The 14,834-nt window shown below is 71.7% G+C and carries 17 protein-coding genes; 5 read left to right on the forward strand and 12 right to left on the reverse strand.

The genetic code is table 11. The annotated features are described in order from the left end of the window. Positions 1-411: 411 nt before the first annotated feature. Both ACWEVN_RS38730 and ACWEVN_RS38735 read left to right on the forward strand, forming a co-directional pair. The gene (locus ACWEVN_RS38730; protein ID WP_452054587.1) at positions 412-666 is read left to right on the forward strand and encodes a hypothetical protein; all 255 of its coding nucleotides are present in this window, start codon (positions 412-414) and stop codon (positions 664-666) included. A gap of 74 nt (positions 667-740) precedes the next feature. Next, positions 741-1,034 carry an ATP-binding protein gene (locus ACWEVN_RS38735; protein ID WP_452054588.1) on the forward strand — a complete coding sequence of 98 codons (294 nt, stop codon included), beginning with the start codon at positions 741-743 and terminating at the stop codon, positions 1,032-1,034. Between the two features lie 65 nt (positions 1,035-1,099). Here the strand turns inward: ACWEVN_RS38735 and ACWEVN_RS38740 are convergent, their stop codons facing one another. From ACWEVN_RS38740 to ACWEVN_RS38765, 6 genes are all read right to left on the reverse strand, one after another. Further along, on the reverse strand, positions 1,100-1,717 hold the full coding sequence (locus tag ACWEVN_RS38740) for a hypothetical protein (RefSeq protein WP_452054589.1): 618 nt from the start codon (positions 1,715-1,717) through the stop codon (positions 1,100-1,102). Then, positions 1,714-2,841, reverse strand: coding sequence for a hypothetical protein (locus ACWEVN_RS38745; RefSeq protein WP_310969969.1), 1,128 nt, complete (start codon positions 2,839-2,841; stop codon positions 1,714-1,716). The genes ACWEVN_RS38740 and ACWEVN_RS38745 overlap by 4 nt, the downstream gene beginning before the upstream one ends. Further along, positions 2,838-3,173, reverse strand: coding sequence for a hypothetical protein (locus tag ACWEVN_RS38750; RefSeq protein WP_310969968.1), 336 nt, complete (start codon positions 3,171-3,173; stop codon positions 2,838-2,840). The genes ACWEVN_RS38745 and ACWEVN_RS38750 overlap by 4 nt, the downstream gene beginning before the upstream one ends. Before the next feature lie 11 nt (positions 3,174-3,184). After that, positions 3,185-3,679 (reverse strand): YbaB/EbfC family nucleoid-associated protein, encoded by a 495-nt coding sequence (locus tag ACWEVN_RS38755; RefSeq protein ID WP_449683582.1) that lies wholly within the window; start codon positions 3,677-3,679, stop codon positions 3,185-3,187. Positions 3,680-3,768: 89 nt separating this feature from the next. After that, positions 3,769-4,071, reverse strand: a complete 303-nt coding sequence (locus ACWEVN_RS38760) for a DUF1905 domain-containing protein (protein WP_452054590.1) — start codon at positions 4,069-4,071, stop codon at positions 3,769-3,771. Positions 4,072-4,106: 35 nt separating this feature from the next. Next, positions 4,107-4,673 carry a hypothetical protein gene (locus ACWEVN_RS38765; RefSeq protein WP_452054591.1) on the reverse strand — a complete coding sequence of 189 codons (567 nt, stop codon included), beginning with the start codon at positions 4,671-4,673 and terminating at the stop codon, positions 4,107-4,109. A 175-nt stretch (positions 4,674-4,848) separates the two neighbouring features. Between ACWEVN_RS38765 and ACWEVN_RS38770 the strand changes: the two genes are divergently transcribed. Next, a complete protein-coding gene (locus tag ACWEVN_RS38770) occupies positions 4,849-6,501 on the forward strand; it encodes a glutamate--tRNA ligase (RefSeq protein ID WP_452054592.1) in 1,653 nt (550 codons plus the stop codon). 160 nt (positions 6,502-6,661) lie between these two features. On the opposite strand, the gene ACWEVN_RS38775 is transcribed toward ACWEVN_RS38770, so the two are convergent. Genes ACWEVN_RS38775 through ACWEVN_RS38795 form a run of 5 tightly spaced genes read right to left on the reverse strand, consistent with a single transcriptional unit; the run spans position 6,662 to position 11,398 of the window. After that, entirely contained in the window at positions 6,662-7,039 is a 378-nt protein-coding gene (locus tag ACWEVN_RS38775) for a hypothetical protein (protein WP_449683586.1), read from the reverse strand. Positions 7,040-7,075: 36 nt separating this feature from the next. Further along, positions 7,076-8,935 (reverse strand): CheR family methyltransferase, encoded by a 1,860-nt coding sequence (locus tag ACWEVN_RS38780; RefSeq protein ID WP_449683587.1) that lies wholly within the window; start codon positions 8,933-8,935, stop codon positions 7,076-7,078. A gap of 11 nt (positions 8,936-8,946) precedes the next feature. Then, entirely contained in the window at positions 8,947-9,708 is a 762-nt protein-coding gene (locus ACWEVN_RS38785; RefSeq protein WP_449683588.1) for an ATP-binding protein, read from the reverse strand. Continuing rightward, positions 9,705-10,730 carry a chemotaxis protein CheB gene (locus tag ACWEVN_RS38790; protein WP_452054593.1) on the reverse strand — a complete coding sequence of 342 codons (1,026 nt, stop codon included), beginning with the start codon at positions 10,728-10,730 and terminating at the stop codon, positions 9,705-9,707. The genes ACWEVN_RS38785 and ACWEVN_RS38790 overlap by 4 nt, the downstream gene beginning before the upstream one ends. 38 nt (positions 10,731-10,768) lie before the next feature. Continuing rightward, positions 10,769-11,398, reverse strand: coding sequence for a chemotaxis protein CheB (locus ACWEVN_RS38795; protein WP_452054594.1), 630 nt, complete (start codon positions 11,396-11,398; stop codon positions 10,769-10,771). 165 nt (positions 11,399-11,563) lie between these two features. On the opposite strand from ACWEVN_RS38795, the gene ACWEVN_RS38800 reads away from it, so the two are divergent. Beyond that, positions 11,564-11,956, forward strand: coding sequence for a hypothetical protein (locus tag ACWEVN_RS38800; RefSeq protein ID WP_452054595.1), 393 nt, complete (start codon positions 11,564-11,566; stop codon positions 11,954-11,956). A 9-nt stretch (positions 11,957-11,965) separates the two neighbouring features. Here ACWEVN_RS38800 and ACWEVN_RS38805 read toward each other — a convergent pair whose 3' ends face one another. Further along, on the reverse strand, positions 11,966-12,370 hold the full coding sequence (locus tag ACWEVN_RS38805; protein WP_310969957.1) for a ChaB family protein: 405 nt from the start codon (positions 12,368-12,370) through the stop codon (positions 11,966-11,968). Positions 12,371-12,576: 206 nt separating this feature from the next. Here ACWEVN_RS38805 and ACWEVN_RS38810 point away from each other — a divergent pair, with 206 nt between their 5' ends. Continuing rightward, positions 12,577-14,559: an amino acid transporter gene (locus ACWEVN_RS38810; RefSeq protein WP_452054596.1), complete on the forward strand. Its 1,983-nt coding sequence runs from the start codon at positions 12,577-12,579 to the stop codon at positions 14,557-14,559. Positions 14,560-14,834: the final 275 nt, after the last annotated feature.

A 14,834-nucleotide genomic window follows, 5' to 3' on the forward strand; every position in this document is an offset into this window, starting at 1 on the left:
TTGCGGCTGGCGTTGCGGCTGGCGTTGCGGCTGGCGTTGCGGCTGGCGTTGCGGCCCGCTCGGCGGGCCCGGCGACTCGCTCGGCAGCTGTCGGCTCGCCCGCGGCCCGATTCCCACCCCGCTCGCCGACATTCGAACCTCACCCAAGCCGGAAACCCCTACCCGGCAATACAAACAACCCACCGAGCCGTTCCCCCGCCGCCTTCTCCCCCGCGGCGTACCGTTCGAAGACGGGCGCGGCGTGCTCTCCTCCCCCTCGGAGCGCGCCGTGTCCGCCAGCGGAGATGTTGGGGCGCAGGGGTTCTTGAGCTGAGGTGAACGAGAATCCGCTGTTCGCCCGAAGGTGTTCGCCGCTTTGCGTGGCTATGCTGGACGGCGGCAAGGCTTTCGGGGTTCGGGAAGACGCGCGACATGAACGACCAGCGGCAGGTGCTCGTCCGGGCGGAGTCCCGGCGCGTCGTCGTCTCCGAGGGCGATGGGGGACCCGAGACGCTCACCTATCCGGGTGTCACGCTCACGCGCGTCATCGGCGGCGTCCCCGACGAAGGGCTCTGGCTGCCGATGGGCGAGCGCCCCAGCGAAGGCGATGACGAAGCCCTCATCGACGCCCTGCGCGCCGCCTTCCTCTGGCGGATCGGCCACCCCCTTGCCGTCCCGGATGAGTAACCGGCGGATTCGCGGGTAGCCCTCCGGAGAAGGAGGACGCACGTGAACTGGGCGCGGGATGGCAGGTGCTCGATGTGGCCGGAGCGGACCCCGCCGCGGTGACCTCCGCGCGCCGGTGGGCCGAGGCCCGGCTGGCGACGCTCGCCGAGGCCGATCGGGTCGATGCCGTGATCGTCATCGGGGAACTGCTGGAAAACGCCTACGTCCACGCCACCGGGCCGAGCCAGCTGCGGCTGCACCTCGCGCAGGACCCGTGCGTGGTCACCGTGGCGGTCGCCGACGCCGGCCACGGCGAACCGCGGCTGCGGGTGCCCGGCCGCGCCGGGGGCCGGGGCCTGCTGCTCGTCGACGAACTCACCCTCGCCTAGGGCGTGCGCCACCACGACGACGGCAAGGTCGTCTGGGCCCGCCTGGCCTGCACGAGCGAAGCGGACTAGCGGCCGTTCCAGTGGACGATGTCCGGGAACTCGACGAACTTCCGCAGGTGCTGCTGCTCGGTGCGGCCCTGCACGGGCAGCCGGAAGACCGAGCCGTCCGGCCAGGTCAGCGTGCTCTTGCGGAAGCTGAGCTCCGGCGCCTGCGGCTTGCGCGCTTCCCAGACGATCCGCGGCGGCGGCGCGTCGGCCGGGGCGGTCGAGGTCGCCCCGGTGTCCACCACCGCCAGGCCGGACGGCGAGCACGCCAGCCACGCGCCCCCCACGGACCGGAGGCGGTCGACCAGGTCGAGCGCCATCGCGTTCTCCGGGCCCGTGACGCCGATCACGCGCTGGAACGGCAGCCCCGGCCGTTCGCCGTGCGCCAGGGCGAAGACGCCGAACACCGCGGCGCCGATCCCGCGTAGCACGTTCCAGAAGAACCGCCGGATCAGCCGCTTCCCGACGACGGTGCCGTCCCGGCGGCGGCCGGGGACGTCGTAGCCCACGTCGGTGTCGCCGAAGTGCAGCACGATGACCGGCTCGTGCCACCGGTCCCGCAGCAGTGCCTCGACGCGCTCGCGGTGCCCGGGCCGGACCCGGGTGTCCTCGGCCCAGCGATCGATGCGCTCGCTCAAATGTCGAGGTCCTTGCGCGTCTCCTCCGGGCTCCGGTCCCCGCCGATCTCGCTCTTGTCGAACCACGGCTCGTCCCCCTCCGCGGACACGGCTTCCTTGCCCTCGGCGAACGCACCCTTGCCCGCACCGATGCCGGCCTTCACCCCCGCACCGGCCAGGAACGGCTTGACCCCGGCCGAGGTGCCGAACATCGTCGTGAGCGCCCGGTTGCTCGGCTGCCAGCCCTGGGCGACCGCGCCGAAGCCGAACTTCGTCTCGCCCGGCATCACGCCGATGCGCAGCTTGCGGGCGAACACCTCGAGCTTCCCGGAGTACCGGACCAGGAACTCCATGAACTTGTCGAGCAGCTTGCCGAACTTGCCGAGGTAGCGCGTCACCTTCTGCAGCACGCTGGCCGCCTTGGCGATCGACGCCGTCATCGCGGCCGCCACCGAACCGCCGAAGCTGATCACCGACGCCGCCAGCGCCGGCAGCCACAGCGTGATCAGCCAGGACACCAGCTCGGTGATGATCCCCTTGATCACCTCTTCGATGACCACCATGACCATCGACCACATCTGCAGCACCTCGGCCACCGAACCGGCGGCCGAGCCGATGCCGCGGATGCCGGAGGAGAAGTCGCCCAGCGCTTCCTTCGCCGCGTTGCCGGCTTCGTCCACCCACTCGGCCAGCGCGGTGTCGCCGGTGCGCTCGAAGTCGTCGGCCAGCGCGACGAAGCCCTGCGCGATCGTGACGAAGTTTTCCGACGCGTGGCCGATGGCCGGGCCGTCGCCAGTGACCTGGTGCAGCGCGTCCTGCAGCGGCTGGACCAGTTCGAGCAGCATGTTGAGGCCGTGGCTGACCAGCCACCCGATCGGGTCCATCGCGAAGGTGACCATGTCGGCGGCCGCGGCCCCGACGAACGCCGCGCCGTCCCCGACCAGCGCCGCCCCCGCGGAGGCCAGCTCGCCCGGGCCGTCCGCCTCCGCGGCCTGCCGGGCGTGCTCGCCGATCTTCTTGCCCGCCTTGTAGGCGGTGCCGGCCACCGGCACGAACCCGGCCGCGCGGTCGAGGTTCGCGCCCATGCTCTCGTCGTAGGCCCCGACGTCCAGCGCGTCGGCGATGCTCTTCTTCGGCTCGGTCACTCGCCCTGTCCGATCGCGTCGATTTCCGCCTCGTACCGGCCGAAGGTGACCTTCCCGGCGTCTTCGGCGCCCTGGTACATCTCCGCGGCCTTGGTCAGCTTCGTGGTGAACCCGTCCACGCCGTCCTTGAGGTCGGTGAGCAGCGAACGCAGCTCGGCGAGGCGGTCGGTGTAGCCCTGCTTGGCCCAGAGGCCGACAAGTCCCCAAGCCTCGTTCGTGACGTCGGCGGCGTCGATCTTCGCGCCGAACTTGTCCGCTTCCTGCTCGTAGAACGGCAGTTGCTTGGCGTAGGCGGAGATCGCCCCGATGTTCGTCTGGATTCCGTCTGGCATCGCGGGTTTCCCTAGGATCGGCGGAGGATGGGGCCCTGGTCGAAGTCGTCGTCGTCCCCGGCGACGGGCCGGCGGACGGGCCGCGACGGCTGCCGCGGCTGAGGGTCCGACGCAGGTTCGGCCGCCGCGGTTCCGAAGGCTTCCGCCTGGGCTTCGCGCACCTGCGCCGAGACGTCGACGCCGAACGCGTCGCCGAAGGTCTCGTCCACGATGCCGGCCTGCTGCTGCGCGGCCCCGGCCGCCGCCCGGCGGATGGTGGCCATGATCGTCGCGGCCAGCTGCCCGGCCTCGACGCGGGTGGCCCCGGCGGTGAGCCGCAGGTCGGTGATGGTCCCGCCGGCGCCCGCGGTGACGGTCACGGTGCCGTCCGGCGAAGTCACGGTGGTCTCCAGCCGGGCGATCCGCTCCTGCATGTCGCCGACGCCGGCGAAGCGGGCCTCGGCCTGCCGCACCTTGTTCTGGAAGTTCTGGAACTGGGCGAGCAGCTCGTCCATCTGGGCGGACATCGTGTCTCCCTTTGCGCGGTTCGGGGCCCTGTGCCCGCATCATGACAGATCCGTTCCGCCGCCGATCGCGTTTCGCGCCGATCGCGCGATCAGAAATCGACGAGCTCCACCGTGACGGTGCAGGTGTCCCCCACGCCGAGGCCTTCGGCGTTCCGGACAGCGCGTTTCAACGGCAGGACGTAGGCCTCGCGCGCACTGTCCGGGAAGATCGACGTCCGCCAGCTCGTGGCGCCGATCGTCACCCGGACGCGCACCGAGCCGAACCCGCGCCGCGGCTCGGCGGCGAGCTCGCGGATGTCCTCCGACGCGTCGGCGGGCAGGCTGACGAACACCCAGCTCTCGGTGCGCCGGGCGTCCCATTCCCACAGCTCGGCCTCGAAGACGATGATCACCCCCGCAGTGTCACACGGGGCACCGACAATTTCCGTCAGAGGCAGGGCGGCCGGTAGCCGTCGATGCGCAGGCCGCGGAACTCCAGCTCGTTCGGCGTCTTGCCGACGAACACCAGCCCCCGCGCCTCGCGCAGCGCCGACGCGAACGAGTACGACGGCGTCCCCAGTTCCGGCAGCGACGTCCACCGGCGCGGCGAGAAGCTGAAGAACTTCGTCACCAACCGGCCGCCCGTCGACGGCACGAGCGTCAGCCACTTGTCGCCGCCGCTCCAGTGCGAGGCCGGGCGCAGCTGGACGTAGAGATCGTCGGTCGCGCGGTAGGTCAGCAGGAATCCCGCTGACCGGGACAGGTCGGCCTGCGCCTCGAACCGGTTGCCCAGCCAGACGACGGCCACGTGCCACTCGGCGTTCAGGAACGTCACCCGGGCCGCGTACCGGCGCCCCTCGGGCACGAGCAGGCTCCCGGTGGCCGGGACGGTCGTCCCTTCGCCGCTGGCCAGCCACTGCTGCAGCCGGTCGATCGACGGGGTCGCGCATTCACGGCCCGGCGCCGCGGAGGCGGCCGCCGGGGCGGTCAGCGGGAGGACGAGGAGGGCGGCCAAGGCCGAAAGCGTTCTGGCGAACGGAATCCGACGACGCATTCCCGGCAAGCTAGCACCGCGGCCCGCCGAGCACCACCTGCCCGGCCGGGGCGGCAGGCCGCACGGCTAGGCTCGTCGACGGCGAAACCGGCCATTTTCGCCGAAGCAAGCGCACCACGACGCGGGAGAACAACCCATGCTGGACCGAGCGGTCATCGACGCACTCTTCCCTGCCGATCTGCCCGAGCCCGAGCACTGGGAGCAGCAGTACCCCGCCCGTGGCCTCCCCGAAGGCGCGCTGGTCACGCGCCTGGGCCCGTCGCCGACCGGCTCCCTCCACCTCGGCGGCGTCTACGTCGGCCTGATCGACCAGGACGTCGCCCGGCGCTCCGGCGGCCGCTACCTCGTGCGCATCGAGGACACCGACCAGTCCCGCGAGGTCGAGGGCGTCCTCGAGCAGTTCGAGCGCGGCTTCTCCTACTTCCACCTCGCCGCCGACGAGGACATCCACCGCGGCGGCGGCTACGGCCCGTACCAGCAGTCGGAACGCGAGCGGATCTACCTCAGCTACGTCCGCGACCTGCTTCGCCAGGGCAAGGCCTACCTCGACTTCGCGACCAAGGACGAGCTGGCCGCCATCACCCAGCGGCAGCAGGCCACCAAGCTGCCCACCGGCTACTACGGCAGCTGGGCGATCTGGCGCGACGCCGACCCGGCCGACGTCCAGGCCAAGCTCGACGCGGGTACCCCGTACGTCGTGCGGTTCCGCGCCCCCGACGACACGGGGGCCCGAGCCCGCTTCACCGACGCCATCCGCGGGCCGCTGGAAGCCGAGGCCAACCGCAACGACGTCGTCATCCTCAAGAGCTCCGACCAGAGCCCCCGGCTGCCGACCTACCACTTCGCGCACGCGGTCGATGACCACCTCATGCGGGTGAACCTGGTGATCCGCGGCGACGAGTGGATCTCGTCGGTCCCGGTGCACCAGCAGCTGTTCGACGCGCTCGGCTTCGAGCCGATCACCTATGCGCACATCGCGCCGCTGATGAAGCAGGAGGGCGGCAGCAAGCGCAAGCTGTCCAAGCGCAAGGACCCGGAAGCGTCGGTCGACTTCTTCATCGAGACCGGCTACCCCGCCGACGCGGTGCTGTACTACCTGCGCGGCCTCGTCAACGGCCGGCTCGCGGAAATGCCGCTGGAGCAGGCGCTGACCGAGCCGATCAACCTCGCCGAGTGCGGCGTGGCGGGCCCGCTGGTGGACCTGGTCAAGCTGGACGACATCGCGGCCGACCACATCGCGACGCTGTCCGGTGCCGAGATCCTCGAGGCCGTCCGCGGTTGGGCCGAGCGGTTCGACCCCGAGCTGCGCCGGGTCCTGGACGAGGAGCCGGAACTCGCGCTGCGCGCGCTGGCCGTCGAGCGCGAAGGGGCGGAGAACCCTCGCAAGGACCTGAAGAAGTGGAGCGAGTTCCGCGCGGTCTACGGCTTCTTCTTCCCCCAGCTGCACGCGGCGGTCACCGGCCCCGAGGACGAGCGCATCGCGGCCCTGGGCGTCGACCCGGCGGTCGTCCGGGCGGTGGCCGGCGACTTCGCGGCGGACTACCGCCAGCTCGACGACGGCCAGGAGTGGTTCGACCAGATCCGCACGGTCGCGGCCAAGCACGGCTTCGCCCGCAACGCCAAGGAGTTCAAGAAGAACCCGGAGGGCTACCCGGGTTCGATCCGCGAGGCTTCGCAGATCATCCGCATCGCCCTGACCGGCTCGACGCGCAGCCCGGACCTGCACGCGATCACCCAGGCCCTGGGTGAGGCCGAGGTCCTCGGCCGCATCGCGGCGCTGACCAAGTAACGGCGGCGGGGCTCCGGCGGCGCTTGTCGCCGGAGCCCAGGCCAAGCCGATCGGGCGCTGGAGCCCTCGGCGGCCTTCCCACACTTCCCCGGCCCGGCCCCGAAGTCACGTACGCCGCCAAGCGACCTCGCTCGGCCGGATCGCCCCCACCAAGCCGGCTTCAGGCCCCGGAACCTGCGTCGTCCTCGAACGGGCGGAACGCGAACCGCACCACGCTCGGCACCCGGCTCCCGCTGTCCGCCACCGCCGCGATCAGCCCCGCCGCGTCCTCACCGTCCAGCCGGGCCAGCAGGCGGGCGAGCGCTTCCGGCGCCCCCACCGGCTCGGCCGGCGTCTGGATCAGCGTGCGGTGGAGGATGCCGATGTCCCACCCGTCGCCGCTGCCGCTGCCCGCCGCCGTGCGGATCGTGGCGTCGAGCAGCCAGCGCGGTGGCTTTCCGGTCAGTGCCGGTGTCGCGTGCGCCGTCAGGCCGACGACCTGGTCGGCCCTCAGGAGGCCGTCGCTGAGGGTCGCGAGCCACACCTTGGTCAACCCCATGGATCAACGGATAGCACCCGGCGGGCGCCGCCGCAATCACTCGGGTTGCTCGGACTTCGTCTCCTCCATCATCAGCAGCGCGCCGTGGCTCTCGCCGTTCGGGGTGCGCAGCGGGCTGCACAGCAGGCGGACGACCGCCGCGCGGCCGCGGCGGTTGATCGCGTCGAGCATCAGCTCGCCGTAGTACGTCGCGTCCGACAGGGCTTCGCGGACGACCGGGCGAATGTCGGCGACCGGGAGGCCGATGTCCAGGTTCAGCAGGTGGGTGCCTTCGGCCTCCTCGCGCCGCACGCCCCAGAGGTCCTCGGCGCCGCGGTTCCACGCCTTGATCCGCATCTCGGCGTCGATGACGACGATGCCGGCCCGGATCGAGGTGAGCACCGATTCGAGGAACTCGTTCACCTCGTCGAGGTCGAGGCTGCGCTCGCGCAGGGCGTCGTTGATCGTCTGCAGCTCGTCGTTGGTGGACTGCAGCTCTTCGTTCATCGTCTCCAGTTCCTCGTTGGTGGACTGGAGTTCCTCGTTGGTCGTCTCCAGTTCTTCCACGGTGGACTGGAGTTCCTCGTTGGTGGTCTCGAGCTCTTCGTTGGTCGACTGGAGTTCCTCGTAGGCCGACTCCAGCTGCCGGTTGGTGTGCTCCAGCTCGGTGAGCAGCTGGCGCGCCCAGCTCACGTCGTGGAACACCACCGAGACGCCGAGCAGCGTTTTGTCCTTGTTCACCAGCGGGTTGACGTGCACTTCGTACCAGACGGTCTCGCCGGCCCGGCGCCACTCGACGTCCTTGATCCGCAGCGACCGGCGTTCCAGCCGGGCCTGCTCGACGTACGCGCGCAGCGCCACCGGGCGGTAGGAGACGTCGAGATCGCGCAACGGCCGCCCGATGTCGCGTTCGGACAGTCCGAACGCGACTTCCGCCTGTGCGTTGATCAGCGCCGTGGTCTCGCCTTCGGTGAAGACGATCTGCGCGACCGGGCTCGCCGAGAAGGCGTGCTCACGCAGTTCCTCCAGGCCGGAGATGTCCTGCGTGCGCCGCTGCGGGAAGCTGTGGGACACGAAGTGGTTGAAGCTCACGGGCGCGTTGACGGCCTTGCGGAAGACCCGGCGCTTGAGGTCCACCGGCTCGAAGATCCTGGTGTGGGACAACAGCATCTCGGCCTTGCCGAGGAACAGCACGCCGCGGGGCGCGAGGGCGAAGTGGAACCGTTCCAGGATCTTGGTTTGGGTCTCGGCGTTGAAGTACATCAGCGTGTTGCGGCAGACCAGCAGGTCGATCCGCGAGATCGGGGCGTCCTGCACCAGGTCGTTGCGGCCGAAGATCACCGACCGGCGCAGGTCCTTGCGGAAGCAGTACCGGCTGCCCTGCAGCTCGAAGAACTGCTCCAGCTGCGCCTCGCTGAGCCCTTCGACCTCCGCCGGGGTGTAGGCCGCGTGCCGGGCCTGCGCCAGTGCCTCGTCGTCGACGTCCGTGGCGTAGATCTTCACCCGCTGCCGGAACGCCTCGACGCCGAGGGTGTCGGCGAAGAGCATCGCGAGGCTGTAGGCCTCCTGGCCGGCCGCGCAGCCGGCGCTCCACACGCGGATCGGCTCTTCGGGACTGCGCTCGGCCAGCAGGGCCGGCAGCACGTGCTCCCGCAGGTGGTCCCACGCGTCCGGATCGCGGAAGAACCCGGTCACGTTGATCAGGATCGTGTTGAACAGTGCGACGAACTCGTCGGCGTTGACCTGGAGCTGGTCGATGTAGTCCGCGTAGCTGTCGATCTCGACCTGGCTCATCCGGCGGCGGACCCGGCGCATCAGGCTGCTCCGCTTGTACCCGGTGAAGTCGAAGCCCCTCGACTCCTTGAGGTAGGTGAGCACGGACTCGAACTCGCCGTTGGGTTCCTTGGGCTCGGTCACGGTCCGACACGCTACCCGGCCGGACGGTCACCGGTGGTGCGGGCACTCGGAACCAGCACGGCCCAGACGACCTTGCCCCCGGCCCACGACCGGCTGCAGCCCCACGAACGGGCGACCTGCGCGACCAGCTTCAGTCCCATGCCCGGTTCGAACGGGGACAGCCGTTCGAGCAGCATGGCCGGCCGGGTGTCCTGGTCGGCCACGGCCACCGTGCACACCCCGCGGCGCAGGTCGAGCCGCAGCTTCGGTTCGGAAGCGGTGTGCCGCAGGACGTTCTCGACCAGCTCGGTGGCGATCAGGCGGGCGTCCTCGGCGAGCTCGGCCACCTCCCACTCGAGCAACCGGCGCGTCACGAACTCGCGGACGTGCGCCGACGTGCTTTCGGCGCGGGAAAAGGTGCGTTCACTCCGGCGGCGCACCGGGTGGTCCAGTGCCGCGATCGCCGCCGCCAGGCCGGCGCGGACCGGGACGTAGCGGTCGACCACGTGCCGAATCAGCAGCACCCGCTGCCCCGCCTCGGCGACGATCGTGAACGGGATGCCCGGCCAGTCGCCGATCCGCATGGCGACCAGGGAGAACACGCTCACCAGCGAGGAGTCGGCGATGGCCAGCTCGCCGATGTCGGCCACCAAGCCGTCCGGCGCGTCGGTGGCGATCTTGAGCAGGCCGTCGCGCAGGACGGGGTACGAACCGAGGTTCAGTTCACCGCTGACCTGAACGACGGTCGCCTCTTCGCGGCGGCCGACGGTCAGGTGGACGGGGGTGTGGCTCATGGTGCCGCCGTTTCCTCCCCGGCGCCGTCGGTCGTCTCGAGGAGGAACCGGCGCAGGGTCTCCGCGGCTTGCGCGGCTTCGCCGGCCGACGCCGCATAGCGGTCCGAGAGCCCGCCCGGGTGCCGTCCGGAGAGCTGGGCGGCCAGCTTCCGGGACAGGCCCGCCTTTTCGTCGAGCGCGCGCAACGCCTTCTGCAACGCGAACCGGAACTCGCCGTCGTGGGCCGCGAGCAGGGCCTGCGCCGACCAGGCGTGCCCGATCCGGCAGCGGTACCGGCCGAGGTCGACCTCGGTGAGCGAGCCCTGGCAGTCCGGGCAGGTGTACCCCGATGCGTCGTCCCGTTCGGCGTCCGGGAGCGCGCCGGCGCGGACCGCTTCGCGGGCGATCCGGTCCTCCAGCAGCAGGGACACCGGGGGCGGCGGGAGCTCGGCCGCCTCGACCGGCATCCGGACCAGCTTGTCGAGCAGCGCGCCGAGCTCGCCGGCCCGCACCACGTGCTCGGTGTCCACCTGAGCCAGCGCGTTCTCCGGCATGCCGCTGTACAGCGCGTCGGCCGGGTCCTGGACGACGGCGACGCCGCCCCGGTCCACGATCGCGCGCAGCCCGGCCGCGCCGTCGTCCAGCACGCCCGAGAGCACGACGCCGACGGCCCTCGGACCGCCGGTCAGGGCAGCCGACCGGAAGGTCGCGTTGATCGCCGGGCGGTGCCCGTTCTCGGTCGGCCCCTGGGTCAGGACGAGAATCCCGTCGCCGGTGAGCAGGTGCTGGTCCGGGCGCGCGACGGAGACGGTGCCCGGCTCGATCGGTGCGCCGTGGCGCGCTTCCCGGGCCGGCAGCGGGCCCGCTCGGTCGAGGATGCGGGCCAGCGCACTCTGCGTCCCGGCGGACAGGTGCATGGTGACCAGCACCGCGGCGGGGAAGTCCGGCGGCAGCGCCGACACCACCGTGCGCAGCGCCTCGACCCCGCCGGCCGACGCACCGACGACCACGAGGTCACGCCGGAAGGGTGGCACCGCGCCCACCTCCTCACTGTGGAGCTCACGGTAGTGGAGACCGTTCACTACACCGGGTAGCCCCCACTGTCCGGGCTAAACACCCGGTCGCTCGCGGACGAGACGTGGGCGAGCACGGCGGCGGCGATCCCAGGCAGCGGCAGCACGGCGTGGACCAGGCCCGTGCGGATGGCGGCGCCGGGCATGCCGAAGTGCGCGGACGTCGCCTCGTCCTGGGCGAACACGGTGCCGCCGCAGCGGGCGACGGCACGGATCCCGGCCTGGGCGTCGGTGCCCTTGCCGGTCAGGACCACGGCCAGTGCCCGGGGGCCGCAGGTCACGGCGAGGGTGGCCAGCAGCAGGTCCGCCGACGGCCGCGCCGGCGGCAGGGCACCGGCGTCCACCAGCACGACCCGCGATTCCGGCGCCAGCAGCAGGTGCCGGCCCGCCGGGACGACCAGGGCCACGCCGGGAACGAGCTCGTCGCCGTCGCCGGCTTCGGCCACCCGGAGTGCGGTGCGCTCGGCCAGGATCGACGTCAGGTGGCTCGCCCGCAACGGGTCGAGGTGCTGAGCGACGAGCACCGCCGCCGGGAAGCCCGCGGGCAGCGGGCCGAGCACCCGCGCGAAGGCGTCCAGGCCGCCGGCCGAAGCGACCAGGGCCACGACCGGGAACCGCGCCGGACGGCCGGTGGTCACCGGTGCTCACCGCCGACGACGACCGGCGAAATCCGCCACGCTGCTGGACGGCTCCGCACGCCTTCGATCGTGTCACGGAACCGCCCCGGCAACCAGCGGTCCGTTGTTCACGCGGACGTGAGATGCTCGACCGCGCAGGCAGGCCGAAGGCGGGAGGCGCAGCGGGTGACCACCTGGATCGACGTGATCAACTTTGTCCGGACGCGGTACGAGGTCCTCGAGGAGTCGGAGGGCTGGCTGCGGTTCCGGCTGGAGGGCCCGCGGGACCGGACGCAGCAGGTGACGGTGCATCACCTCACGGAGCTCGACGGCGGCTCGTGGATCGAGCTGTCCTCCCCGGTCGGCTGGGCCGACCGGGTCGACCTGCGCCGGTTCCTCGAGCTGGCGGGCGGCTCGGCCGTCGGCGGTGCGGCGGTGGTCGACGGCGTCGCGCTGCTGAAGCACACCGTGCCGCTGGAGGACCTCAGCATCCAGGAGGAGTTCGAGCGCCCGCTCAAGGCGGTCGTCGCCCGCGCGGACGCCTTCGAGCACGAGCTCACCGGCACCGACGAGTTCTGACCGGGCACCTCACCCGGCCCGCCGGGCCCGGTCGGTGCGCCGGCGGTTTTCCTTCTCCAGGGCGGCGACGAGCTCGTCCTTGGACATCCGTGACCGGCCGGGGACGCCGAGCTGCTTGGCGCGCTCGTAGAGGTGCTGCCGGCTCGCGGTGGCGTTGACGCCGCCGTGGGTCGGCTTTTCGGGCTGCCCGGCGCCCCGGGCGGCCTGCTCGTCCGACGGCCCGCGCTCCGGCTTGGGTTCCCAGTGGTCGCCGACCTTCTCGAAGGTGTGCTTCAAGGCCGAGTAGGCGGTCTGCTGGGCCCGCCGGCCGGGGCCGTAGGTGGCCAGGGCGGAGTCGTGCGCGGCCACCCAGGTGTCCTGGGCCTTGCGCGGCGACCGCAGCAACGTGCTGGGCAAGTCTTCACGTCCGGGCATGTCGCCTCGGCTACCCGCCGTCGCGGCCCGGGAAACGGCGAACGCCGTGTCGACCTCCCATCACGCGTGTCGCCCCTCCAATCACGCGCGAGGCCCCTACCGTCCGAAGAGGACCGCCGGTCCGGAGCCTCCCGTGCGCCGTCGCCGCGGGGTCGGGCATGCTGAGCACCACGGTTTTGCGGGGGACGAGGGGACGAGAGGGCGAAATGGGTGCTTCACCCGATTTGACCATACCGGCGAGCGTCGACAGCCCGGCACCGCCGCAGCCGCCCTCTTCGCCCGTGGCGCGGTGGCTCCTGGAGCACCGCGTCGCGCCGGTCGGCCGCGCGGGCGGCGAGGACCACGGCACGCCGCAGGCGTGGTGGAAGGTCATGTGCCTGACCGGCGTCGACTACTTCTCCACCCTCTCCTACCTGCCCGGCATCGCCGCGCTCGCCGCCGGGGCGCTCTCGCCGCTGGCGACCCTCCTGATCGTCGCGCTGACGCTGCTCGGGATGCTGCCGATGTACCGCCGGGTGGCCCGCGAAAGCCCGCACGGCCAGGGCTCGGTCGCGATGCTGGAGAACCTGCTGCCGTTCTGGCGCGGGAAGCTCTTCGTCCTCACCCTGCTCGGGTTCGTCGCGACGTCGTGGATCATCACGATCACGCTGTCGTCGGCGGACGCCACCGTGCACCTACTGGAGAACCCGTACCTGCCGGGCTTCCTGCACGGCCACGCGGTGCTGATCACCGTCGTGCTGCTGCTCATCCTCGGCGGGGTGTTCCTGCTCGGGTTCAGCGAGGCCGTCGGGGTCGCCATCCCGCTCGTCGCCGTCTTCCTGCTGCTCAACGCCGTGGTGACGGTCGCGGGCGTGATCGACCTGCTCGGCGATCCGGCCGCCCTCTCCCACTGGGCCGACGCGCTCACCGCCGGCGGTGGCGGGTTCGCCGGCGTCATCGGCCCGGCCGTCATCGCCTTCCCGATGCTGGTGCTGGGGCTGTCCGGGTTCGAGACCGGCGTGAGCATGATGCCGCTGGTCGCGGCCGACGGGAAGAACGCCGAGGAGAAGCTGGAATCCCGGATCCGCAACACGCGCAAGCTGCTGACGGCCGCCGCGCTCATCATGTCGGTGTTCCTGATCGCGACCAGCTTCGTCACCACGGTGCTGATCCCGGCCGACGCCTTCAAGGACGGCGGCGAGGCCAACGGCCGCGCCATGGCCTACCTCGCCCACCGCGAACTCGGCGAGCTCTTCGGGACCGTCTACGACGTCAGCAGCGTGCTGATCCTGTGGTTCGCCGGGGCCTCGGCGATGGCCGGGCTGATCAACATCGTCCCGCGGTACCTGCCCTCGTACGGCATGGCGCCGGAGTGGGGCCGCGCCGTCCGGCCGGTGGTCGTCGTCTACACGGTGATCAGCATCCTCATCACCATCGCGTTCGGCGCCGACGTCAACGCCCAGGCCGGCGCCTACGCGACCGGCATCCTGGCGATGATGGTCTCCGGCGCGGTCGCCGTCAGCATCTCGGCGATCCGGCACCGCCAGCGCGGTGCGGCCGCCGGCTTCGTCGTCCTGACGCTCGTGCTGCTGTACGCCCTCGTCGAAAACGTCATCGAAAAGCCGGACGGGATCGCCATCTCGGCCCTGTTCATCCTCGGGATCATCGTCGTTTCGCTGGTGTCCCGCGTGTCGCGGACGACGGAACTGCGCGCCGACCGCATCGAGTTCGACGAGGAGGCCCGCCGGTTCATCGCCGGCTCACTGGCCCACGACGGCGCCCTGAACATCGTCGCCAACAAGCGCCAGGGCGGCGACCACGCCGAGTATTCGGCGAAGGAGGCCGAGCAGCGCGGGATGAACCCGGTGCCCGGTGCGGCCGACATCCTGTTCCTGGAGATCGACGTGGTGGACCCGTCGGAGTTCAGCAACGTGCTCGAGGTGCGCGGCGTGGAGATCGACGGCTACCGGATCCTCCGCGCGAACAGCCCCGCGGCCCCCAACGCGATCGCGGCGATCCTGCTCACCCTGCGCGACGTGACGGGTGTCCGGCCCCGGTGTTATTTCGAGTGGTCGGAGGGCAACCCGCTCGGCCACCTGTTCCGCTACCTGCTCCTCGGCCGCGGCGACACGGCCCCGGTGGTGCGGGAGATCATCCGCAGCGCGGAGAGGGACCCGGCCCGCCGCCCGGGCATCCACGTCGGCGGTTGACGACCGGCTCCGCTCACGGCTGTTCCGGGCCGTGTCGACCCTTCGATCACGCGAGCCGAAGGGGCGACCGGCCGTCCGCGGAGAACCGGGGGCCGATCCGAACCGCCGGAAGTCACCCCGCGGCGAGGCGAGGGGCCGTCACCGCCAGCCGTCACCGCCGGCCGGCGGCGGACCGGCGCGGCGCCCCGGGGGCCGTGCCCGATCGGGGGGGGGGCGGGTTGGGAAAGAGGGGTGGGGTTTGGGTGTTGATCTCGGTGGTGGCCGGGGGCTGGAGA

The sequence above is a fragment of the Amycolatopsis sp. NPDC003861 genome, assembly GCF_053605405.1.